Source organism: Alkalibacillus salilacus (assembly GCF_030812915.1).
Lineage (GTDB): Bacteria > Bacillota > Bacilli > Bacillales > Alkalibacillaceae > Alkalibacillus > Alkalibacillus salilacus.
The window spans coordinates 280,894-302,776 of record NZ_JAUSTQ010000003.1 but is presented as its reverse complement, the minus strand read 5'-3'; the positions used below and the strand labels follow the sequence as shown (position 1 = coordinate 302,776).

At 36.9% G+C, this 21,883-nt stretch carries 25 protein-coding genes; 19 read left to right on the top strand and 6 right to left on the bottom strand.

What is annotated here, in order from left to right; all coding sequences use genetic code 11:
- Window positions 1–125 precede the first annotated feature (125 nt).
- On the bottom strand, window positions 126–1,184 hold the full coding sequence (gene ytvI / locus J2S77_RS05785; protein WP_306975494.1) for a sporulation integral membrane protein YtvI: 1,059 nt from the start codon (window positions 1,182–1,184) through the stop codon (window positions 126–128).
- Window positions 1,185–1,349: 165 nt separating this feature from the next.
- Window positions 1,350–1,727 (bottom strand): YugN family protein, encoded by a 378-nt coding sequence (locus tag J2S77_RS05780; protein ID WP_306975491.1) that lies wholly within the window; start codon window positions 1,725–1,727, stop codon window positions 1,350–1,352.
- 184 nt (window positions 1,728–1,911) lie between these two features.
- Here J2S77_RS05780 and ylbD point away from each other — a divergent pair, with 184 nt between their 5' ends.
- Genes ylbD through J2S77_RS05765 form a run of 3 tightly spaced genes read left to right on the top strand, consistent with a single transcriptional unit; the run spans window position 1,912 to window position 3,082 of the window.
- Entirely contained in the window at window positions 1,912–2,271 is a 360-nt protein-coding gene (gene ylbD / locus J2S77_RS05775; RefSeq protein ID WP_306975489.1) for a spore coat protein YlbD, read from the top strand.
- A 56-nt stretch (window positions 2,272–2,327) separates the two neighbouring features.
- On the top strand, window positions 2,328–2,774 hold the full coding sequence (locus J2S77_RS05770; protein ID WP_306975487.1) for a YlbF/YmcA family competence regulator: 447 nt from the start codon (window positions 2,328–2,330) through the stop codon (window positions 2,772–2,774).
- A gap of 20 nt (window positions 2,775–2,794) precedes the next feature.
- On the top strand, window positions 2,795–3,082 hold the full coding sequence (locus J2S77_RS05765; protein ID WP_306975485.1) for a YlbG family protein: 288 nt from the start codon (window positions 2,795–2,797) through the stop codon (window positions 3,080–3,082).
- Between the two features lie 511 nt (window positions 3,083–3,593).
- Here J2S77_RS05765 and J2S77_RS05760 read toward each other — a convergent pair.
- On the bottom strand, window positions 3,594–3,983 hold the full coding sequence (locus J2S77_RS05760) for a DUF7147 family protein (RefSeq protein ID WP_306975483.1): 390 nt from the start codon (window positions 3,981–3,983) through the stop codon (window positions 3,594–3,596).
- A gap of 138 nt (window positions 3,984–4,121) precedes the next feature.
- Between J2S77_RS05760 and J2S77_RS05755 the strand changes: the two genes are divergently transcribed.
- The 3 genes from J2S77_RS05755 to coaD all read left to right on the top strand — a co-directional run bounded on the left by J2S77_RS05755 (window position 4,122) and on the right by coaD (window position 7,190).
- Window positions 4,122–5,495, top strand: coding sequence for a hypothetical protein (locus J2S77_RS05755; RefSeq protein ID WP_306975481.1), 1,374 nt, complete (start codon window positions 4,122–4,124; stop codon window positions 5,493–5,495).
- 581 nt (window positions 5,496–6,076) lie between these two features.
- Window positions 6,077–6,715 (top strand): 16S rRNA (guanine(966)-N(2))-methyltransferase RsmD, encoded by a 639-nt coding sequence (gene rsmD, locus J2S77_RS05750; protein WP_370871789.1) that lies wholly within the window; start codon window positions 6,077–6,079, stop codon window positions 6,713–6,715.
- Window positions 6,708–7,190 carry a pantetheine-phosphate adenylyltransferase gene (gene coaD, locus J2S77_RS05745; protein WP_306975479.1) on the top strand — a complete coding sequence of 161 codons (483 nt, stop codon included), beginning with the start codon at window positions 6,708–6,710 and terminating at the stop codon, window positions 7,188–7,190. Before rsmD ends, coaD begins: the two co-directional genes overlap by 8 nt.
- Before the next feature lie 14 nt (window positions 7,191–7,204).
- On the opposite strand, the gene spoVV is transcribed toward coaD, so the two are convergent.
- Window positions 7,205–8,425: a dipicolinic acid transporter SpoVV gene (spoVV, locus tag J2S77_RS05740; protein ID WP_306975477.1), complete on the bottom strand. Its 1,221-nt coding sequence runs from the start codon at window positions 8,423–8,425 to the stop codon at window positions 7,205–7,207.
- A 131-nt stretch (window positions 8,426–8,556) separates the two neighbouring features.
- Between spoVV and J2S77_RS05735 the strand changes: the two genes are divergently transcribed.
- Window positions 8,557–9,336, top strand: coding sequence for a patatin-like phospholipase family protein (locus J2S77_RS05735; protein ID WP_306975476.1), 780 nt, complete (start codon window positions 8,557–8,559; stop codon window positions 9,334–9,336).
- Window positions 9,337–10,359 carry a SepM family pheromone-processing serine protease gene (locus J2S77_RS05730; RefSeq protein ID WP_306975474.1) on the top strand — a complete coding sequence of 341 codons (1,023 nt, stop codon included), beginning with the start codon at window positions 9,337–9,339 and terminating at the stop codon, window positions 10,357–10,359.
- Window positions 10,360–10,434: 75 nt separating this feature from the next.
- Here J2S77_RS05730 and J2S77_RS05725 read toward each other — a convergent pair whose 3' ends face one another.
- Window positions 10,435–11,649, bottom strand: a complete 1,215-nt coding sequence (locus tag J2S77_RS05725) for a nucleotidyltransferase (RefSeq protein ID WP_306975471.1) — start codon at window positions 11,647–11,649, stop codon at window positions 10,435–10,437.
- Window positions 11,650–11,835: 186 nt separating this feature from the next.
- Here J2S77_RS05725 and J2S77_RS05720 point away from each other — a divergent pair, with 186 nt between their 5' ends.
- The 4 genes from J2S77_RS05720 to J2S77_RS05705 all read left to right on the top strand — a co-directional run bounded on the left by J2S77_RS05720 (window position 11,836) and on the right by J2S77_RS05705 (window position 13,985).
- Complete coding sequence (locus J2S77_RS05720; RefSeq protein WP_306975470.1) at window positions 11,836–12,396, top strand: YceD family protein; 561 nt, start codon at window positions 11,836–11,838, stop codon at window positions 12,394–12,396.
- Between the two features lie 50 nt (window positions 12,397–12,446).
- A complete protein-coding gene (gene rpmF, locus J2S77_RS05715; RefSeq protein ID WP_167259855.1) occupies window positions 12,447–12,620 on the top strand; it encodes a 50S ribosomal protein L32 in 174 nt (57 codons plus the stop codon).
- An 82-nt stretch (window positions 12,621–12,702) separates the two neighbouring features.
- Window positions 12,703–13,467, top strand: a complete 765-nt coding sequence (locus J2S77_RS05710; protein ID WP_306975468.1) for an enoyl-CoA hydratase/isomerase family protein — start codon at window positions 12,703–12,705, stop codon at window positions 13,465–13,467.
- A gap of 71 nt (window positions 13,468–13,538) precedes the next feature.
- Window positions 13,539–13,985, top strand: a complete 447-nt coding sequence (locus J2S77_RS05705) for an RsfA family transcriptional regulator (RefSeq protein WP_370871786.1) — start codon at window positions 13,539–13,541, stop codon at window positions 13,983–13,985.
- 55 nt (window positions 13,986–14,040) lie between these two features.
- Here J2S77_RS05705 and J2S77_RS05700 read toward each other — a convergent pair whose 3' ends face one another.
- Window positions 14,041–14,517: an N-acetyltransferase gene (locus J2S77_RS05700; protein ID WP_306975466.1), complete on the bottom strand. Its 477-nt coding sequence runs from the start codon at window positions 14,515–14,517 to the stop codon at window positions 14,041–14,043.
- A gap of 147 nt (window positions 14,518–14,664) precedes the next feature.
- Here J2S77_RS05700 and J2S77_RS05695 point away from each other — a divergent pair, with 147 nt between their 5' ends.
- The 7 genes from J2S77_RS05695 (at window position 14,665) to J2S77_RS05665 (ending at window position 21,771) form a co-directional block, all read left to right on the top strand.
- Window positions 14,665–15,534 carry a ketopantoate reductase family protein gene (locus J2S77_RS05695; RefSeq protein ID WP_306975465.1) on the top strand — a complete coding sequence of 290 codons (870 nt, stop codon included), beginning with the start codon at window positions 14,665–14,667 and terminating at the stop codon, window positions 15,532–15,534.
- Window positions 15,535–15,909 (top strand): DUF3397 domain-containing protein, encoded by a 375-nt coding sequence (locus tag J2S77_RS05690; RefSeq protein WP_306975463.1) that lies wholly within the window; start codon window positions 15,535–15,537, stop codon window positions 15,907–15,909. It begins immediately after the preceding gene.
- A gap of 40 nt (window positions 15,910–15,949) precedes the next feature.
- Window positions 15,950–17,578 (top strand): bacillithiol biosynthesis cysteine-adding enzyme BshC, encoded by a 1,629-nt coding sequence (bshC, locus tag J2S77_RS05685; RefSeq protein WP_306975461.1) that lies wholly within the window; start codon window positions 15,950–15,952, stop codon window positions 17,576–17,578.
- A gap of 172 nt (window positions 17,579–17,750) precedes the next feature.
- Window positions 17,751–18,182, top strand: coding sequence for a division/cell wall cluster transcriptional repressor MraZ (gene mraZ / locus J2S77_RS05680; RefSeq protein WP_306975459.1), 432 nt, complete (start codon window positions 17,751–17,753; stop codon window positions 18,180–18,182).
- Window positions 18,183–18,205: 23 nt separating this feature from the next.
- Complete coding sequence (gene rsmH / locus J2S77_RS05675) at window positions 18,206–19,180, top strand: 16S rRNA (cytosine(1402)-N(4))-methyltransferase RsmH (RefSeq protein ID WP_306975456.1); 975 nt, start codon at window positions 18,206–18,208, stop codon at window positions 19,178–19,180.
- A gap of 2 nt (window positions 19,181–19,182) precedes the next feature.
- A complete protein-coding gene (gene ftsL / locus J2S77_RS05670) occupies window positions 19,183–19,563 on the top strand; it encodes a cell division protein FtsL (RefSeq protein WP_306975454.1) in 381 nt (126 codons plus the stop codon).
- A gap of 3 nt (window positions 19,564–19,566) precedes the next feature.
- On the top strand, window positions 19,567–21,771 hold the full coding sequence (locus J2S77_RS05665) for a penicillin-binding protein (RefSeq protein ID WP_370871785.1): 2,205 nt from the start codon (window positions 19,567–19,569) through the stop codon (window positions 21,769–21,771).
- Window positions 21,772–21,883: the final 112 nt, after the last annotated feature.

Genomic DNA, 21,883 nt, shown 5'->3' with positions numbered 1-21,883 from the left:
TTTACCCATAAGAAAAACACCTCCTAAATTGTCGATTACTACCAAATACGACATAGGGGGTGTTTTTTCCTGTCTCAAATTATTGGGTCACTCTAGTAATGACTTACCTGAAAAGGGAGCTTTATTTAGATCTTCACACGCCATTTTATAATCCCGGCTTCACGAGCTGAATTGAAAATGATGACCACAATTGGTCCGATAAAGAATCCGAGGACACCTATTAACTGTAGCCCAATATACATAGCGATGAGCGTTGGTAATGGTTTCAAACCGATATGGTGTCCCATCACTTTAGGTTCAATAGTACGTCGGATTGCGAGCAATACAATCGCTAAAACCCCAAGTTGAATCCCCATTAGTGTATCACCAGCTAGGAACATATATATGGACCAAGGCGCTAAGATTATAATGGACCCTATGATTGGTATGAGGTCTACAGCCCAAATAATAATTGACATCAAAAGCGCAATTTCAGGAGTTATAAAGATTAACGCAACGAGTGTAACGGAAAAGATAATTAAACTGACTAAAAATTGGGCTTTAAAGAAGCCAAGAAGTACATAGGCCAGTCGGTTATTCATAAATTTAAACTTTTCTTGAGTTTCGTCTGTCATCAAGTTATACATTTTCGTTCTCAGGGTAGGTAAATCTAACATGAATAAGAAAAGTGCAATAAGATAGACAATAAAACTGATTAAGAAGTCAGGTATATTTAGGATGAATTGTGCTACCTGATCTATTTCAACATAACCCATGATTTGTTGCTCTAAGGATTGTAAATGCTGAATCGAAGTTTGTTCAACCTCTTGAACAAATTGGTTAGGCCAATCCTCTGTAAATGCATTAATATTATCCTGCATATCAATCAACATATCTTCAACTTCTTCGATATATTCAGGGGCGTTTTCAGTTAGTTTCACGACTTGACCAATTGTCTTTGTAACCGTATATGTACCAATTGTCGCAATGACAGTTAAGAATATAAAGAAAACAATTGTAACCGCCATCGTTCGTTTTAAATTCAATCGATTCATGAACCAGCTCACGCCAGGATTTAATAAAAGAGCTGTAAAAAGAGCTAATATAAGTGGAATTGAAATCGGTAAAATAAAGTAACCGACGATGATCGCTATGATAGCTAAGAAGATCAACGTCCACTGTTTTTTAGATAAATATTTAAACAATGGGGAAAGTGTCTCCTTTCATACATTTATAGAATGATTATAACATAGTTAAGTAGAAATTATGCTTATTTGACTTAAAATTCTGATTATTGAAGCCATTTGAATAAAAATGGAGACCTATGAGGGAAAGGTGACCAAGTAGATTACTTGGTCACCTTTTTAATACTACTGTTGTGATTGTTCTTCTTTGAACTGTTGTAAATCTTGTTCAACTTTGCTTAAAACTCGTTCACTGCGGTCAATGACGTTATTAGGAAAATCTTCATCACCGTATTCTACCCCGTGTGGATAATAATGCTTTCCAAGGAGTGGTGGTAGTAGCTGAATTAATGCAGTTCCTTTGTCAACATCACCTTCAATAGCGATTCCACGCAATCTTAGATAATAAGTAATATTTTTTTCAGGTGATTCAATCTTCAAATCATATGTGGCACGTTCATAATCCCATTGACCAGCAAGAACGAAGCCGTTTTGTTCTAAAACATGGGTTAACGGTTGCTGTTTAACAACAGTCTCATCAATTGAGAACTTTGTAATTTCCATTATGGTCACCTCTTCTAAATTCTTCTCATCAAATTCATCATATTATGAAATCATCAATTTATCAATTATTAATCCCTAAATTCCATTGAGTTGTAACAATTTTATCAATTCGTGTGGTTCTTTATGAACTCAATTAGGTTGTATATCGTAATATACCATAAAGAAAATATAAGGAGGTAACTGTATGTCATCGGTTCATTTACCACCAGAACTGCACCAATTTAAACAATTTGTAGAAACAAGACCAGAGCTTATAAATTTAGTTCGACAAGGACATTATACTTGGCAAACATTGTTTAATTTATGGAAAGAAAGAGGGGAAGAAGCAAGCTTTTGGGAACAGTTTGGCGCCTCAAAAACACAGACACGTCAAAGTAATAGTGATTATTTACAAAATGTCTTAAAAAAGATCTCAGAAATTGATATTGACCAAGTTGAAAAGAATGTAAATCAATTGATGGGAGCTTTAGCTCAAATTGAACACTTATCAGATCAATTTAAACAAATGAAGAAAGGCCCGGATAAAAAACGATTTCCATTTTAAAGGATATTGGTTTTTCTGAATAATATTTGTTATGATGACGGTATGGAGGTGTGTAGATGTTAGCGAATATGGAAGTTATAGAAGTATTAGAACAAGCAGAAAAGCTTGGTGATATGATTAAGCAATCGGAAGACTATGAGATATATCAGCAACATAAACAACAATTGTATGATGACCCTGAGGCACAAAGACTCATGAATAACTTTCAACAAATGAAAGATGATTATGAAGATGTGCAACGATTTGGCCGTTATCATCCAGATTACACTAAGATTATGAAAGAAATTCGAGAAGTAAAACGTGATTTGGATATGCATGATACAGTGGCAGAGTTCAAACAAAAAGAGACGCAATTACAATCATTTTTAGATGATGTATCAGAAATTGTAGCTGGAGCTGTAAGTCCGAATATTAAAGCTCCACGTGATGGTGTTGCATTGAAAGATACCGGAGATGGTTGTGGTTGTGGCAGTGGCGGTGAATGCGGCTGTGAAGCCTCTTAGTTGAAATGGGGGAATCTTGATTGTTCACAAAGCGACAGGGTTTAATCATCTGGTTTAAACATATTAAGCAAGCTAAAAAATTACGTCGTTATGGTCATTTAATCTATACGTCAAAACGTATGAAATATGCTGTGTTATATGTGAACCAAGAAGATTTAGAAGATATAGAGGAAGAGTTAAATGAATTATCTTTTGTAAAATATGTTGATCGTTCTCATAAACCAGATATAGATACGGCTTATCAAGGGATGTTGAATAAAACACATGACCTTGAAGCTGAAATGGAAAGTTACTATAAAAGTGGGTGATTGTACTAACAATCACCCTTTTTTTGTATTTTATTCTTTCAAAGTCCGTTGTTGATATTGTGATCCGCTTTCGGTGGACGCTTTTACCCATAGGGCACAAGTGCAACATCTGTTCAATCTCACTACGTTCGTTTTTCACAGTGTTTTCTATGCAGGGGCACGGCTCGAGCCAGGTAACTACATCGAATAAGCTTCTTTGGAACTTGCACCGAGGAAGCCTACTTCGAAGCGTTACTCGAAGACGCAGGTGCATCCCTCGGCCACTAAAGGAACTTCGGCTAAGTGCCGGACGTCAATCACAAACGCCGAAGTGATCCACATCCTGTGGCCCTCTGGGGGTCTCGAGACTCGTGCTATTCCCATGACGACCTGGACGGTCTAATGTCGACGTTGGTCACAGGACGTGACCGCTTTTAGTCGACCTGGAGTCGCCACCTTCGCTTCTCACAATTCAACAACTAAGTGCTAAACTGTACAATAAACTTCACTAAATTTTAACATTGTCTTGTATTTAAATCGGTGGTAGTAAGTGGTTTAATCTGAAGACAGCGATGAGCTGTTGAAAGAATAAAGATTCATCATGATATCTGGTTGAAGGTGGTACATCAAATTCTATTAGATTGACTCCGACTTTTTCTGCGGCTTCATTAAATGCTTTGTATCGAGTGTGGCTTTGACCTTCTTGAGGCTTTGGCATACCTTCTAAGCACAGGTATATCGGCAAGAATTGACCTTGACTTGTGGGTTTCATAATAGCGGCAAACGAAACCATATCTTGGCCATCTTTATTAGTGTGTAGCACCAATAAGTGTTGAACACGATGAGGCATTTCATTAATCAGAGTGATTAATTCATAAACATCACCATATCCTTCACCTAGTTTTATAATATGTTGTGTCAATTTTCGGTTCCTCCTTTTGATACATGTTTAATGTAGCATGTTGTCTTTGTTTTGTGAAATCATAGTCTGATTCAGTCGAATTTGGTAAAATGAACGTTATACACTGGATGAAGTCGAAAGCTACAGGTGATCGTAAACATGCGAACAATCATGAGTATAATAGTATTTTTAACAGTGACAAGTGTATTGTTAGGCGTCTATCACTGGTCGTCATATCAAGACTCTACTTCTGAAAAAAACTTAGCCATTGATGAAACAGTGAGGGTGACAGAGTCTAATGAAACCTTGATGATTGAACATCAAATGGACTCTTTACCAAAAATGCAAATCCCTTTAAGTGTTCCAAGCCAGGCTGATGATTTATCATGTCTAGAAGAAGAATGTCAGATCGAGAATGGTGAGTTGAATGTCGAATCACCAGGAGCTTATACTTTAGAATATCAAATTTCAAAAACAACGATTGTTCCATCTGTTTATTACATAAATGATTGGCTCGTAAAATTAGACCCAGAACAACGTGATCAAAAATCGCGAAATTTCCGAATGACATTATCAGGGAAGAAACAAGGGCAATGGCATAGTATCAGACCGCCTGTGCTTGATAGCGAGCGAAATAATATACATTATTATGAATGGCAATTTGAAGATTCCGTAGAGCCACCGTTAATCAAATTGAAAGAGCCTTTGAATTATCAAGAACGATTGAACCGTTTAAATATCATATCAAATGAGCCCATTTCACAGAAAAAATTACAAACCTTACAAAAGACATTTAATCAATCGCATGATCAACTGTTAATTGTTAATTCTAATTTAGAAAAAGTTATTACAGATCACTTAGTTATTGTAAGTAACTTAAATAATTCTACTGAAAAAATGTTTGAAAGTTATTTGCAATCTGTATCAACCAATGTTGAGCGAGATCAACAGGTCATTCAAACATTAACAGATTTGTATTATAAACAAGACGTTGATCACCCACGTGTTAATGCTTTAACAGAAACTTTAACTAATGAAGAACAAAGTAGACTATTTCAGCGACTTATGGATCTAGAAATGCATCAAGGATCGCTCATTCAACTCTTAGATGAATTGTTATCAGATTTATTAGGTTATCAGACGCAATTTTTTGAGTTAAATCATGCAAGTGAGTCATTTATTTCATTGTTTGGTGAGGAAACAAGGCCGTTGTATATCAATGGTGAACAAGTTGACTATGATTTAAAGCGTAAAGATGAACAAGTTTATATGAAGATGAATGATTTTATTTCTGTTTTTGATCTCTATGGCTTTTCTATTGATCAACGACATGAGTGGTTCGTGGAGTCTGATGAAAAAGAGTACCGCTTTTATTCGAATCGCTCTGTTTACATGATTGATCATACACGTTTTCAAGTTGATCAATCAGCTTGGTTTGAAACAGATGAGTCATTTTATGTCAGTATAAGTTTACTAAGTGAAATATTTAATCGAACATTTGAAGAGAATAGTGAAGAGATACGACTTGAATAAAAAAACTTTGTTTAAGTCCGTTGTTGAAATTGTGATCCACTATCGGTGGACGCTTTTACCCATAGGGCACAAGTGCAACATCTGTTCAATCTCACTACGTTCGTTTTTCACAGTGTTTTCTATGCAGGGGCACGGCTCGAGCCAGGTAACTACATCGAATAAGCTTCTTTGGAACTTGCACCGAGGAAGTCTACTTCGAAGCGTTGACTTTCAGACGCAGGTGCATCCCTCGGAAGAAAAGCACTTCCTGCAGGGTCTCGAGACGCGTGCTATTCCCGCAGGAGTCGCCAGCATTGCTCCTCACAATTCAACAACTCTGTGCTTTGTTATTTGAAAATCAACACTTAACTTTAACAGAAAAAAATAAAAAAACGGCTCTTTTTCAACTATTTGAAAAAGAGCCACAATCTCTTTGCATTTAACAAAGAGCACAAAAAGGGAGAGGAGAAACCGGAAGAAGGTCTTATGGGGAATGATAAGACTTCTCCGAATCTAGAACGGATTCCTCAGTTACCGTTCTTGTTATCAGTATGGCCATTTCAAGAAAAGGTATACATTTTTAAGCAAATTTCTGTTGTAACATTGACATTTCGCTATACTTCTATAAAGATATTAATGAGATAAACAATAAAGTTGGTGAGTCCATGCGAGTTATTTCAGGAAAATATAAAGGGAGAAACTTGAAAGCGGTACCGGGGATGAGTACACGTCCAACAACTGATAAAGTCAAAGAGTCTCTATTTCATAGAATGGGTCCATACTTAGATGGTGGGAATGTTTTAGACTTATTTGCAGGAAGTGGAGGTTTAGGGATAGAGGCATTAAGTAGAGGTGCTGATCATGTCGTGTTTGTTGACGCTCAGGGTGCAGCTGTAAAAACGATTCATAAGAATTTAGAAACACTTAAGGTTGACCATGGTTACAATGTGTTTCGTCAGGATGCTTTTCGTGCATTGAAAGCAGCAAGTAAACAAGGCAGACAATTTGATTATGTTTTTCTTGATCCCCCCTATGGGAAAGTATCATTTGACAAATTATTCGAAGCACTTATAGATCATAAAGTGTTAAATGTTGATGCCATGATCATTTGTGAACATGATCCAAATGATAAATTACCAGAAAGCCAAGCTTTATTTGAAAAAGTACATTATGATATGTATAGCAATACAATCGCCGTTACGGTCTATCGTTATGAGAAACAGGAGGATACTAATGTATAAAACAGCCATTTGCCCAGGAAGTTTTGATCCCATTACTAACGGTCATTTAGACATTATTAGAAGAGGATCAGAAGTGTTTGATCATGTTATCGTAGCCGTCTTTAATAATCAATCAAAATCACCTTTATTCTCAATAGAAGAGCGACTTCACTTAATTCGTGAAGCTACCAAAGATCTGAGCAATGTTTCAGTTGATGTTAGTCATGGGTTATTAGTGGATTACGCTAATGAAAAGGATGCGACAGCTATTCTAAGAGGATTACGTGCGGTCAGTGATTTTGAATACGAAATGCAAATAACTTCAATGAACCGTCATTTAAATGAGGAAGTAGAGACTTTGTTTATGATGACCAATAACAAGTATTCATTTTTAAGTTCAAGTATGGTGAAAGAAGCTGCTCGATACCACTCTGACGTATCAGAACTTGTACCAGAACCTGTTGAAAAAGCGCTAATCGAGAAATATAAAGCTTAATCAATGACCCAACGTCATGAAGTACGTTGGGTCGTATTTTTTATAATCAACCAGACTGTCACCAATATAGTTAAACTAGTGATGAAGGGACCAAGTGTTTGGATGTCGTTCAAGAGGTTAATGACCCAGTGATCTGCTGTTTTAGAGGTGTCAACTGGAACGTCTTGCGGATTAGATGTTTGACGTTCTAAATAAACAGGTTGGTATAAGAGGAATACAAGTATAACAGCCCATACCATATGTAATAAACGTCCAATCAGGTAGGGTTTGTAACGGATTTCAGTGTTTGCAATGATACTGGCAACTTGTGAATGGATGGATAGTCCATTGAAAGCTAGTAACAAACTAACAAAGATGACTTGTACAAATAAAGTGGCTTGATCTGTTTGTGCAACCATTTGTGCCCCTAATGTAATTTCAAATATTCCACTTATGATAGGAAGTGCTAATTCTCCAGGTTGAGAAATAAATTGAAGCCCTTTTTCTAAAATAGAACTTAGCCATTCTGAAACACCAGATAAAAACAGCAATTTATTAATCACAGAAAAAAGTATTATAAAACCGCCAATCATAACTAATGTTTTGACTGAAGAATATACAGCATCTCCAAGATGTTGTCCGAGTGGTTTTTGTTGCTGTGGTTGTGGAGTGGATAACGTGTGTTTAATTTTTTCTCCAAGTGATGACGAGGAATAGTGATTGGTTTTCTCATTTCTAGTGTCCGAATTTCGGTAATAAAAACGCATGCACACACCTACTAATAGACTGGCTCCGTAATGACTAATCGCAATAAGCCATCCCAATGTTGGGTTATGAAAAAAGCCTATTGCAACTGCACCAAAGATAAATAAAGGGTTGGAAGCATTCGTAAAAGCAATTAATCTTTCTGCTTCTATAGTCGATATGGCTTTTTCTTCATATAAACGCGTAGCAATTTTGGCTCCGGATGGATAACCGCTTACAAGTCCCATTGCAATAGCAACACCACCAGCACCTGGTAAGTTAAACAGAGGGCGCATGAGTGGTTCTAATAATATTCCAATTAGTCTAACGACACCAAAGGCTAGTAATAATTCTGCTATGATAAAAAAAGGAAGTAATGATGGGAACACAATTTCAGTCCATAACGTAAGTCCTCGAATGGAAGCTTCGTATGTTTGATCTGGGAAAATAATCATAGTAATTGCAAAGAATAATACAATCAAGGCATAATAGAATGTGGCAAATTTGAACAAGTTTGTTGCCTCCTTGCAGTCTAACTGTACGAATAAGTTGGAGCATAGTAAAATATGCATTAATAGAGCACTTGTAAATGTGGCTTGTCTATATATATGCTATGGGCTTATTATCTAGAAGAGGTGTTAGAATGACACGACCAACGATTGGTTTAGCATTAGGTTCTGGCGGGGCGAGGGGTTTCTCTCATCTCGGTGTCATAAAGAAATTAACAGAGCATGAGATTCCTATCGATTATATTGCTGGAAGTAGTATGGGCGCCTTAATAGGAGCTTTTTATGCTGCAGGACAAGATGTTGATGACTTATATAAATTGGCTTTAACATTTAAACGCAAATATTTCATGGATGTTTCAGTACCTAGAATGGGATTGTTACAAGGAGAAAGAATCAAATCGTATATTCGTTTATTTACATATGAAAAGAATATTGAAGAATTCACAACTCCGATGTCGATTGTGGCAACAGATTTATATACAGGAGACAAAGTAGTTTTTCGTGATGGGGATGCGGCATCTGCTGTACGAGCGAGCATTTCGATTCCAGGGGTTTTTGTTCCAGAAAAGATAAATGATCAATTTCTAGTTGACGGTGGGGTTATTGACCGTGTTCCTATTTCAGTTGTTCGTGATATGGGGGCAGATATTGTCATAGCCGTGGATTGCTCTAAATTTGAAGCAAATGATGACATTCAATCAATTTATGATGTCATCATGCAAAGTATTGATATTATGCAAGATGATATCACAGACCATATGATGATTGATGCAGATGTTGTCATGCGACCAGAAGTTTATCAGTTTAGTTCTCGGAATTATTCAAACACTGCAGAAATCTTACAAAAAGGAGAAGAAGAAGCGGGAAGACGGATAGCAGAAATTCAAACGTTAGTGAAAGGTTGGAACCAATAAATGATGGGATTTAATAGAAAACATTTAGTAATTTTAGTCTTAACTATTGCAATTGCCGCGTTTCTTTCGTTTTATAAGTTGGACTATTATATATATCAACCAGGTGATACGACATCATTGACCGATGTTGTTGAAATCGAAGGAACAGAAAGAAGTGAAGGGCAATTTAATTTAGTGACAGTACGTGGTGGTCAAGCGACACCTATATATTATGGGTGGGCTATGTTACAAGATCATTATGACATCGTTGATCTTGAAGAAGTGCGCCCAGAAGGTATTAGTCAAGAAGAATACATGGAAACTCAACTGCATTATATGGAGAATTCTCAAGAAGCGGCGACAGTCGTTGCTTATGAAGCGGCAGACGCTGATATCACAATTGATTATAATGGTACATTTGTAGCTGGTGTCTTGTCTGATATGCCTGCAAGTGATGTGATCGAACCAGGAGATGAAATTATCGCTATCAATGGTCAAGCAATTGAGTCAACAAACGATATAATTGAACGAACATCATCTTTTGATATGGGAGATACCATAGATGTAACCCTATTAAGAGAAGAGGAGGAAATGAACGTCAGTGTAGAACTGGCTCCGTTACCTCAAGAGCCTGAACGACCAGGAATGGGTGTTTCACTTGTGACAGACCGAGATGTGTCTGTGGAACCAGAAGTTGAGTATGATAGTGGTCAAATCGGAGGGCCAAGTGCTGGGCTGATGTTTGCTTTAGAAGTTTATAATCGATTGACGGATGAAGACCTAACCAATGGATTAAATATCGTTGGCACGGGTGAAATAGATTACAATGGTCAAGTCGGTCCGATTGGTGGTATTGATAAGAAAATTGTTGCCGCGGAGGAAGACAGTGCTGATTTATTTTTCGCTGCTAATGAAAATGGTCGTGAAGGATCAAATTATGAAGTAGCTCAAAAGACGGCAGAAGAAATAGATGCGTCGTTTGAAGTTGTGCCAGTTGATACTTTCCAAGACGCTGTTGAATATTTAGAATCTATGGAAAACTAGAGAACAGGTCATTAAATAAACTCGAACGATTTCTCTTTCTTGAATCGTTCGAGTTTTATTTTAAATAAGTATTATTCACTTAAGTATGATTGGACCTTTAATTTCCTGCCGCTTTAATGAATATCTTTTTTGAGGAGGTATAGGACTATAATAGGCATCAGTTGCACGTTCTTCTATGTTCAAGAGTGGATCGCTTAATTGCTGAAGATTTGTTATGAGTGGAACGTCTAATGATTTTTTGCGTAGATTGATCCATTCTCGACCTCTTGAACTCATGCCAAGTAAACGTATATAAGGTGGTTCCTTTCGTTCTTTGTATTGATCGACTTCTGTTTTAGTTGTGTTTGTTAATAAATGAACGAACATTCTTTGTAGGCGTGTCCATGTATAACGTTTCGTTTTTAATAGTTCCATCCACTCTTGAAAATTATTTGCCTGGTTAACTGTTTGTTTAAGACGAAATTCCAAGCCTTCAATCATACCGTGAATATGACGTAATTGTTCATGAGAATGCGTTTGAACAAGTAATTGTAGGTATGAAAAATATAATTCCCATTCATGCCATAATCCGCTTGCCTGTTGGTAGTTAATTAATTGTTTAATCGTCTCTTCAGGTAATGCCTTTCTTGATAAATCGGATAATTCTCCCGCGTTAAATAGGTCCTTACGAATGCTTGTTGCCGAAGCGATAGAGTAATCAATCGTTTCATCATGATAATGACTTTTAGTACGAGTGATCGTTTCGGGTTGAATATAACTGTTTAGATGACGTAATGCTTTGACATAGCTGAATCCAAGAATGTTATTCGGTTGACCTAAATCAAGCTTACCATCGCGTAAACCAATTGCTTCATAGGCTTTGGTGCTAGCTTGAGGAAATGATTCGCCTTCATTCAAATGGTTTTGTCTGATCTCATTGAACAGGTCTTCATGTGCATTAAAATAATCGTAATTCTTAGTGAATTCCGTAATATCTCCGGATTCACTTCCGAAGCATAGGTAATCGACACCTAATGCATTTAGGATTGAGACGGCCCCATAAGCAAAAAGGTCAGCATATTGGACGGCATAGATAAACGGGAGCTCGACTACAATATCAACGCCGTGCTCAAGGGCTGCTTGGGTGCGAGAGAATTTATCAATAATTGCTGGTTCTCCACGTTGTAAGAAAGAACTACTCATAACCGCAACAGTAACTTCTGCATTTGTTTTTGTACGAGAAGCTTCCTGATGGTATAAATGTCCATTATGAAACGGGTTATATTCAACGATCAGGCCACATGCTTTCATTTAAACTCATCCTTTTTATTATCATTAAGTCTATCGTAGAAATAAATCGCTTAAAAAACAAGGGAGATATGGTATGATGAATATAAATAATAAGAATATGTATGATTTATGATGGTGTTAAGAAAAAATATTGACAAAAGGCTGAATACCTTTTAAAATAACTCTTGTTGCCTTGAGGTGATTATAATGAATATTGCATTACAAAAAATTGCGGCACATACGCCGTACACGATCACGGAAACGGTTGATGTTAGTGATTTAGAGGATCTCGATAATGATATTCGCCGGATTGGAACAGTCGATGTCACGATTGAAGCGACGCTAAATCAAGGTATTTATACATTTCGGATAAATGTTGCTGGTGAAATGATCTTGCCATGTGCAAGAACATTAGTTGATGTGCCTTATCCTTTTGCGGTTGAAGCATATGAACAATTCACTCAAGTGGAATATAAAGCCTCTAAAGATGAAGAAATCTTTTTCGTTGACCGTGAAGTCCTTGACTTAACGCCTTATATCAAGGAAAATATTTTATTGGAAGTCCCCATTCGTGTTTTTAGTGAAGATACTAAAATCGAGGATGTTATTGATGAGCAAGAAGGATTTACAGTTCTAGGTGAAGATGAATACTTAGAGCAAGAAGCGATACAGCAAGAAAAATTCAAGCAAGAAAAGCAATCAGAACAACAAAAGAAAGTAGATCCTAGACTCTCATCCCTAAAACAATATTTTGAAGATGATGAATAATTCAATCGATCCTAAAACGGACTGATTAATGATTTAAGGAGGTGTAGAACATGGCAGTACCTAAGCGCAAAACTTCAAGTAAAGTGAAACGCCAACGTCGTACGCACAAAAAACTACATTTACCAGGTATGGTAGAATGCCAAAATTGTGGTGAATATGCAAAACCTCACCACGTATGTGCAGAATGTGGTCATTACAACGGAAAAGAGGTTGTTGAGAAATAAATCAACATCCCATTAACTAATTAAGATGTCTCAACAAGAGGCATCTTTTTTATTAACTAATCTCATCATGTAGGTGAATATAATGGAAAATTTAATCAATGTGGATTACAGTGAAGCCTTTAATGTGACAACCATCACGTTAAATCGACCAGAAAAGCGTAATGCTTTATCATCACAAATGATTCAACAATTGCATCAAGCTATTGACCAGCTACATAACAATCCACATACAAAACTAGTGATCATTAAAGGTGCAGGAGAAGCTTTTTGTGCAGGTGGTGATTTATCTGAATTTCACGGTGATTTAACGCAACCAGAAGCTCTTGCCATGTTAGAGCCGATGAAATCTGTTCTATGGAAGTTAACAACATTATCTGTTCCAACGGTGGCGTGGATGAATGGACTAGCTCGAGGTGGCGGTATGGAGCTTGCGAGTGCTTGTGATTTTCGCTTTGTTCAGTCAGGGAGCAATTATGGGTTCACACAAGGTCAACTTGGTATTTCAACTGGTTGGGGTGGTGGCACTTTACTATATGAGCGAATTCATAATCAAGATGCCTATTATTGGTTAGTAAAGGCCGATGTTCGCGAAGCTGATCAATTAATTGCCATTCGTTTTGCTCAAGGAGTATTTTCATATAATGATTATATTTGGGAAAGTGGGCTTATAACACCCTTTCTTAATCGTGACATTGAACAATTAATACATTGGAAGCAACAATGGTTGCAACAATTTGATTTACAAATGTTAAAAACTCGTATGGATGATGAAGTTGAATCTTGTAGTTATTTGTGGGTTAGCGAAGCTCATCATCAAGCGGTTGCTCAATTTTTTAATCGAAAATAAATTCACTAGTCTATCTAATCTTCTAGATGCATACCTTACTAGTAATGATTGCTAGTAAAGGAGGGATAGACGTGACGACAAGACAAGATGCATGGACTAAAGATGAAGATTTATTATTGGCTGAAACGGTTATTCGCTACATAAGAGAAGGAAAAACTCAAATGAAAGCATTTCAGTCAGTGGGGGAAAAGCTCAATCGAACTGCTCAAGCTTGTGGCTTTCGTTGGAATGCTAATTTAAGAAAACATTATGATCAGGCGATTGAACTTGCTAAGAAAGATCGAAAACAGTTGGGAAGACAACGATTACAAACTTTTAAAGAAGAGATTCCCAAACAAGAAATTGAACGATTTGATGATTTGATTGCTCAACTCAAACGGTTAAAAGAAGAATATGGTGAGTTTGAACAACCAGATAAAGTTGAAAAATTACAAGAGCAATTGGAAGCCTACCACACATGTTTGTCACAAATTCATAATTTAACACAACCATTTGTAAATGGTTATAAAACAGATTGATTAAAGTGAAAAGCACCTCAGCCCAGTATGAACAGGGGTTGAGGTGCTTTTTATATTACTCACTACCTTTTTCGCTGACGCCTTCAGGTAACCAAATGAAAGGATTTTCACCGAAATCACGTTGTAATTCATAAGTAGCGGGTTGAAAACCTTGTTTTTCCCAGAAACCATGAGAATTAATGCGAGCGTTAGTTTTGATCGGTAAATTAAAACTTTTGGCAAAGTCTACTAACTGTTTGCCAAATCCACGATTTCTAAAGCTGTTTAAGACTTCTAATTTCCATAGTTGCAGGAAATCTTGTTGTGGTTCGAAGTAATAGTCATATTTTGCATTAACACGATACAAGCTCATACGAGCCACGAGTTCATCTCCATAATATATACCGTAAAATGGTGATTCGCTGTTGTTTTCTATCATGTTGTTTTCTAAGTCTTCTAGCATCGATAATTCTTGAATACCGTATGCTTTGAATTTTTTAAACTCTTCTAACGTTCTAAAATTTATTAATAAGGGTTCTACTTTCGTTGGCATGATTCGGACCTCCTTACGTTTTCTGATACTTATTATAGTACAATCACACACTAATGAAAACGATTGTCCTCAGAAATTCCATCCCTAATCGTTATATTTTTTGCTAAAATAAGAACTAAAGGTATGATAGGGAATAGGTGAATAGTGATGTCAGTTGGTGTAATTGGTATTGGTGCAGTAGGTTTATTTGTCGCACATGAATTAAGTCAAATGCGATATTCGGTCACTTGTTATGTGAAGCGTGAGGACCAAAAGGCTACGTTAGAACGTGAAGGTATACAGAAAGATGATCAAACACCAGTTTATCCGAATGTTCAAATGATTCATTCACTACAAGCACATGATTGGCTATTTGTATGTACGAAACAAACAGATTTAGACAATGTTGTTAAACAGATTGATCAAACGAATGATAAAATCAACCGTGTTGTGTTTTTACAGAATGGCCTTGGACATGTTGAGAAAATCAAAGATTTAAAGGGCTTGCAAAAGTTTATCGGTGTTTTGGAGCATGGTGTTAAGCGTGTGAATGATCACCATGTATTACATACAGGAAGAGGTCTTATAAGACTGGCTCCTCTTAATCATACGAAAACGTCTAGTTTAAATCACCTTAATCATGATCATTTCCCTATCATTATAGAGGATTCATTACAAAAAACATTAGAAGAGAAACTTGTCATCAATAGCGTCATAAACCCATTAACTGCTATTTACGGTGTTAAAAATGGTACAATATTAGAAGTGGATCGTTTACGACGATTAGCCCATCAATTGCTATTAGAAGCAACTGAGATATTAGAGTTAGATGATCGGGTTATGTGGGGTCGAGTTGAGTCAGTATGCCGTAACACAAGTGAAAATACGTCTTCGATGTTAGCCGACATTAATCGTGGCAGACAAACAGAAATAGATTATATGAATGGTTACCTTGTTCGGATAGCTCTTGAAAAATGCCCGACTCATGAATTGATATATCAAATGATAAAGGTGAAAGAATGTTTAAGTGAGGTGTAGATGGTGGCGTATTTTGGAACGATCATTGCAGTGTTGTCTACCGTTCCATTCTTAACCTTTTTTATTCTATTTCTTCTGTTTAGGAAATGGACAGGACAAGCAACACGGTCGACAAAACGAGCTGCCGATTATTCTACTGTGTTATTCCTTATTGCTGTCATTGCTTTATTAGATTACATATTTAATATGATTCCTTTTTGGGAAACATTGTTAGCTTATATCATTACTTTTGCTATTGTCTTAACCATTCAATGGCGGCGAGAAGAGGAAATAGTGATTATTCGAGCGGTTCGTTTTGTTTGGCGCTTAAGTTTTGTTATGTTAACAGTAGCTTATCTTTTGTTAGTGCCTATGGCTATCTTAATAAAATTATAATTGAATCGAAAATATAGATGTGTAATTAAAGGAAGGTATCATGATGGATGTACAATCAATAAATTTAGATCAATCTAAATTAATGCAAGATTATCGAGACAGAAAAGAATCAATTTATCAGCATTTTTACTATGATCCGTTTCAAATTAATCACTTCAAACGTCGTCAAGACTATATAACGAAACAAAAGTATCAGCGTGAGAATTTAGTCGAAATATTAAAGACACAGAACCGAAAATGGGGGATGACGGATCAAGTTGAAAAACACATTGATACCTTATTAAATCCTAATGCTTCTGTTGTGATTGGTGGTCAACAAACAGGGTTGCTATCAGGTCCTTTATATACAATTCACAAGATTGTATCGATTATTATTCAAGCTAAAGAACAACAAGATTATTTAAAACAACCTGTCATTCCTGTTTTTTGGATGGCTGGGGAAGACCATGATTTCTTAGAGGTCGACCATGTTTATACGCTTGCTGAACATGAGTTACATAAAACAAGAATCAATGACCAGACTCCATTCGATGTGAAACTACCACTTTCAAAACGCGAATTACCGAAAGATACACAAGCGTTTGTAGATCGTATCTTTGCATCATTCCAAGAAACTGAGCATACGAAGTCAGTTTATGATTTAGTAAAACAAGCTCTATTATCAAGTGATACCTATGTAGACTTTTTTGCCTGTTTTATTCAGCAGTTATTCCAAGAGGATGGGTTGATCCTGGTTGATGCAGCAGATGACAATTTACGTCGGATGGAAAAAGATTATTTCATCGAAATTGTCGATCATCAACAAGAAATCGCGACTTCTGTTGTTAGTCGTTTGCAAGAATTGTCAAAAGATGATTATCACGTTTCCTTAGATGTAACGGCGTCTGATGCTCATCTATTCTATCATCATGAAGGTGAACGTTTATTGTTAGAAGTTGATAATTCTGGCGATTTCGTGACGAAGGGAGGAGAAATTCGTTTCACCAAAGAATCTCTGAAGGAAATGATCGAATCGTCTCCTGAGAAATTCAGCAACAACGTGGTAACCCGACCACTGATGCAAGAATTTGTATTTCCTGTATTATCATTTGTTGGTGGTCCGGGTGAAATTGCTTATTGGGCAGCTTTAAAAGATGCCTTTGTAGCACTAGATTTGCGGTTGCCAATAGTAACACCACGTTTGTCTTTAACATTAATGAAACGGAATCACCAAACACTTTTAAATGATTATCAAATTGATGTGAAAGATTTGATTAATTATGGGACTTATCAAGACAAGATGAATTGGTTAAAACGTCAAACTCAGTCGCCTATTGACGAAACAGTGAATGAAGTAAAAAAACAGTTCACCCAGGATCATGAGCCACTACAAGATTTGGCGGCATCGATTGGCTCTGATTTACATGATTTAACTAAAACGAATTTAGACCAAATTCAAGAACAAATCAGTTATATAGAAAAACGGTTAGTGCAGGCAGTTAAGGAAAAAAATCAAGTCACGGTTAATCATTTTGATACACTAGATCTATTCTATAGACCAGAGGGTGGTTTGCAAGAGCGAATTTGGAATATAACTTATTGGTTGAATGAAATTGGGTTATCATTACCCCAAGAATTAACCAAGTTGCCAGCTCGTTGGGAACAAGACCATCAACTTGTTTACCTGTAACCACTGAGTCACCACCTGCTACCACTTTTCCACCACACTTAAAAATCCCTGTATAATAAGGATTGAACACGTATAGTTTGAACTATACGTGTATTTTTTTGATAAATTTTTAATATAAGGTGGTGAAAAGTGGAGCGATGTGGTAAACTTGTTGAAAAGGTGGGCGAAGTCTATGTTCATGGGAGAATACCAACACAATATAGACGCAAAGGGACGTATGATTGTTCCGTCCAAGTTTCGTGAAGGACTTGGTCAAACTTTTGTCGTCACGCGCGGGTTAGACAAGTGTTTATTTGCATATCCTATGGACGAGTGGAAGCAATTAGAAGAGAAATTAAAGCAGCTTCCACTAACAAAAAAAGATGCCCGAGCATTCACGCGCTTCTTCTTTTCAGGTGCGGTGGAATGTGAAATTGATAAACAAGGTAGAATTAACATCCCTTCATCACTTCGGTCATATGCCAATTTGGATAAGGAATGTACTGTCATTGGTGTTTCAAACCGGGTTGAGTTATGGGCGAAAGATTCTTGGGATGAATACGTAGAAGGCTCTGAAGATTCATTTAGTGAAATTGCAGAGAATCTACTTGATTTTGATATTTAATGTGACGAAAAGAGGCTAACCCCATGTTTGATCATTATAGTGTGCTAAACGAAGAAACAATCAAAGGACTTAATATTCGTCCTGATGGAATTTATGTGGATTGTACGCTAGGTGGCGCTGGTCATGCCCAACGTATTTGTGAACTTTTAAATAGGGACGGGCGTTTTATAGCTTTTGATCAAGATCAAACTGCTCTAGAGTATGCCCAATCATTATTACAAGGTTATGAAGCTCAAGTGGACTTTATGAATCGAAATTTTGTCACATTAACAGAGACTTTAAATGAATTAGGAATTTCTGAAGTTGATGGTATTTTATTCGATTTAGGCGTATCTTCACCCCAATTGGATGAAGGTGAACGAGGATTTAGTTTTCATAAAGATGCACCATTAGATATGAGAATGGACCAGTCAGAAGACTTAACAGCTTATGAAGTTGTTAATGAGTGGTCTTATGAAAGTCTGGTAAGTATCTTTTTTAAATACGGGGAAGAAAAATTTTCTAAACAAATTGCTAGGCAGATTGAGCGAAAAAGAGAAGAAAAGCCAATCGAAACGACATTAGAATTAGTTGATGTTATCAAAGAAGCAATACCAGCCTTTGCTAGACGTAAAGGTGGTCATCCTGGTAAACGGATATTCCAAGCTATTCGAATTGCTGTGAATGACGAACTAAATGTCTTTCAGGATGCATTGCATCAAGCAGCAAGAAAATTAGCTGTTGGTGGACGTTTAGCTGTTATAACATTTCATTCATTAGAAGATCGGATCTGCAAACAAGCGATGAAGAAATGGAGCTCAGAACCACCGATTCCTAAAGATATTCCGTTGTTACCCGAAGAAGTGCAACCACCGTTTGAAATGGTAACACGTAAACCGATCGTTCCTTCTGAAAGTGAATTGGATGAGAACAGACGCTCTCGATCAGCTAAATTACGTATCGTTGAAAAAGTGACTGAATGGGACGAAAAATATGCACTAGAAGAAAGGAGAAGTTAATCATGGCGCTTGAGGAAGTTAGGTCCTATCACGTTCAAGAACCTGTTCAACCCACAAGAAGACAAGATGATCAACACACCCCACAACAACCACCTGTTAAAAAACCTTGGTTTACAAAAGGTGAGAAAGTCATTTATATTTGTGGCATATTAATAATTGCAGTCATGGCAACGTTTGTTGTGAACTTTTCTTCTTCAGTTGATTCATTGAATCGTGATGTCGAACAATTAGATTCTCAATTAACTGAGGTAAGAACTCAAAATGATTCATTACATGCTGATGTCCAAGAACTTAGTAACCCTAATCGGATCTTAACAATTGCTGAAGAGAATGGATTGAACATTCGTCATGCAGAAGTGAAACAAGCGTCGAGTATGCCATAAGGTGTGATCATCTTGAAGAAGAAACAAATGAATTTAATGTTACTCGGTGTTGTTGTTATTTTTTCATTTTTATTTCTCGTTATTATAGGTCGCTTTTTATACATACAAGCGACGGGAGAAGTTCATAATGTTGATTTGGTTAAATACGGAGAGAATATGCGTGAAACGGAAGAAGTTGTGCCGGCAGAACGTGGTTTGATTTATGATCGTTCGGGCATGGTTTTGGCCGACAATCAACCAGTCTATAATATGTATGCGATCTTAGATGAGTCCTATACCGGGGATTCTTCATCGCCTCTCCATGTTAAAGATGTAGATCGTACGGCTTCTGAACTAGCATCTGTATTAGAAGCAAAAGAGGCTGAAATAAAAGAAATCCTTTCAAAAGGTGTAGAGGAAGACCGGTATCAAATGGAATTCGGTCAAATAGGGAAAGGATTGTCAGAAGATACGTATGAAGAAATAAAATCACTTGATTTACCAGGGATTTATTTCAATGAATCACTCGATCGTTACTATCCAAATGGATTATATGCATCTCAGGTGATTGGCTATACAGGGTATGGCGGAGAAAGTGATGACCAAATTACCGGTGTGTATGGCATTGAAAGGCGATATAATGAAGAATTGACAGGTCAAAACGGTTATGTCAATTATCAACAAGATAGTTATGGTGACCCTATTCGAAATGCTGAGAAAAATGTTCAGGCGCCAGAAGATGGTAATGATTTGCATTTAACAATTGATCAAAAAATCCAGTCCTTTTTAGAAGATGCGATGACAACTGTTGAATCTGAATATAACCCTGAGCGAATTATGGCAGGAGTAATGGATCCTGATACAGGTGAAGTTTTAGCCATGTCAAATCGACCGACTTTTAATCCTAATAATCGAGAAAATATAGAGAATTGGTATAATGATATGATATCTTCTCCATTTGAACCAGGTTCAACAATGAAGATTTTTACAGTTGCATCTGCAATTGAAGAAGGTGTATATAATGGACAAGAAACATATGAGTCTGGTGAATTTAAAATTAATGAACACGGTCGATCTATCCACGATCATGACGTAGATGGTTGGGGGACGATTACTTTTGACGAGGGTGTCCTAAGATCCTCCAACGTGGCTATGGCTGAGCTATTGTGGAATTATATGGGACCAGACGCTTATATGGATTATCTAGAAGCGTTTCACTTCGATCGTAAGACAGGAATCGATATTAATGGTGAACGTATTGGTCGGATTTCATATGGTGGCCCTTGGGAACAAATCACAACAGCATATGGTCAGGGTTCAACCTTTACGCCAATGCAGATTATGAAAGCTGCTACGTCACTGGCCAATGGTGGGGAAATGGTGAAGCCTTATGTTGTTTCCCATATCACAGATTCTGAAACTGGCAAAATGGTTGAGGAGACAGAACGTGAAGTTGTGGGTCAACCGATTAGTCAAGACACAACCGAACAAATGAAAGACTTATTAGGTCGAGTTGTGACAGCAGAAGAAGGAACTGCTGGTGCATTTGAACTTGACCAGTACTCATCATTCGGTAAGACAGGAACTGCTTCTATACCTGACCCGGAAACAGGTCTATATATGAATGGAGGAGGCGATTATGTCTTTTCCTATGTAGGAATGGCTCCTAAGGATGACCCTGAACTGTTAATGTATGTAGCGGTTAAACAACCAGATGTTGAATATCGTTACCAAGGCAGTGAAACGACGTCTTTTATCTATAATACTGTCATGGAAAATAGTTTGAATTACCTTGATGTAACACCTGATCAAAAGAATGTTGATCAAACTAAAAAACAAAGCCTTAACGATGTAATAGGCCAATCAACGGATGAAGCTGTTACAACATTAGAAGAAAAAGGTTTGAATGTTGAAGTTATAGGATCAGGTGAACAAATCGAATCCATGTGGCCAACAGGTAATACAGAGGTCGTAGCTAGTCAAAGAGTGCTGCTTCAAACAAATGGTGAATTAACAATGCCTGATATGACTGGCTGGACTTTACGTGATGCATTAGCCTTCGGAAGGTTAAATGATTTAGAGTTAGATTATTTAGGGACAGGTTTTGTTCAAAAACAAAATATTAAACCAGGAGCATCCTTTGAATCTAATCAAAAATTAGTATTAGAACTATCTGAATCAAACGAGGAAACCGATCAAGGTAATCAAGGTAGTGAAGAAGAAGAATAGATGGTAATCGTAATTCTATACGTTTTGAAATTTTCATTCTAAAACCCAGATGATTTCTATAATAGAAATCATCTGGGTTTTTTAGTAGTAATAAATTAAACTTTTAATTCAC

Coding starts and splice junctions, on each gene's coding strand:
- J2S77_RS05780 (WP_306975491.1), bottom strand. CDS start 1,727: ATGGAAATTACAAAGTTCTCAATTGATGAGACTGTTGTTAAACAGCAA.
- ylbD (WP_306975489.1), top strand. CDS start 1,912: ATGTCATCGGTTCATTTACCACCAGAACTGCACCAATTTAAACAATTT.
- J2S77_RS05770 (WP_306975487.1), top strand. CDS start 2,328: ATGTTAGCGAATATGGAAGTTATAGAAGTATTAGAACAAGCAGAAAAG.
- J2S77_RS05755 (WP_306975481.1), top strand. CDS start 4,122: ATGCGAACAATCATGAGTATAATAGTATTTTTAACAGTGACAAGTGTA.
- coaD (WP_306975479.1), top strand. CDS start 6,708: ATGTATAAAACAGCCATTTGCCCAGGAAGTTTTGATCCCATTACTAAC.
- J2S77_RS05735 (WP_306975476.1), top strand. CDS start 8,557: ATGACACGACCAACGATTGGTTTAGCATTAGGTTCTGGCGGGGCGAGG.
- J2S77_RS05730 (WP_306975474.1), top strand. CDS start 9,337: ATGATGGGATTTAATAGAAAACATTTAGTAATTTTAGTCTTAACTATT.
- J2S77_RS05725 (WP_306975471.1), bottom strand. CDS start 11,649: ATGAAAGCATGTGGCCTGATCGTTGAATATAACCCGTTTCATAATGGA.
- J2S77_RS05720 (WP_306975470.1), top strand. CDS start 11,836: ATGAATATTGCATTACAAAAAATTGCGGCACATACGCCGTACACGATC.
- rpmF (WP_167259855.1), top strand. CDS start 12,447: ATGGCAGTACCTAAGCGCAAAACTTCAAGTAAAGTGAAACGCCAACGT.
- J2S77_RS05710 (WP_306975468.1), top strand. CDS start 12,703: ATGGAAAATTTAATCAATGTGGATTACAGTGAAGCCTTTAATGTGACA.
- J2S77_RS05700 (WP_306975466.1), bottom strand. CDS start 14,517: ATGCCAACGAAAGTAGAACCCTTATTAATAAATTTTAGAACGTTAGAA.
- J2S77_RS05695 (WP_306975465.1), top strand. CDS start 14,665: ATGTCAGTTGGTGTAATTGGTATTGGTGCAGTAGGTTTATTTGTCGCA.
- J2S77_RS05690 (WP_306975463.1), top strand. CDS start 15,535: ATGGTGGCGTATTTTGGAACGATCATTGCAGTGTTGTCTACCGTTCCA.
- bshC (WP_306975461.1), top strand. CDS start 15,950: ATGATGGATGTACAATCAATAAATTTAGATCAATCTAAATTAATGCAA.
- mraZ (WP_306975459.1), top strand. CDS start 17,751: ATGTTCATGGGAGAATACCAACACAATATAGACGCAAAGGGACGTATG.
- rsmH (WP_306975456.1), top strand. CDS start 18,206: ATGTTTGATCATTATAGTGTGCTAAACGAAGAAACAATCAAAGGACTT.
- ftsL (WP_306975454.1), top strand. CDS start 19,183: ATGGCGCTTGAGGAAGTTAGGTCCTATCACGTTCAAGAACCTGTTCAA.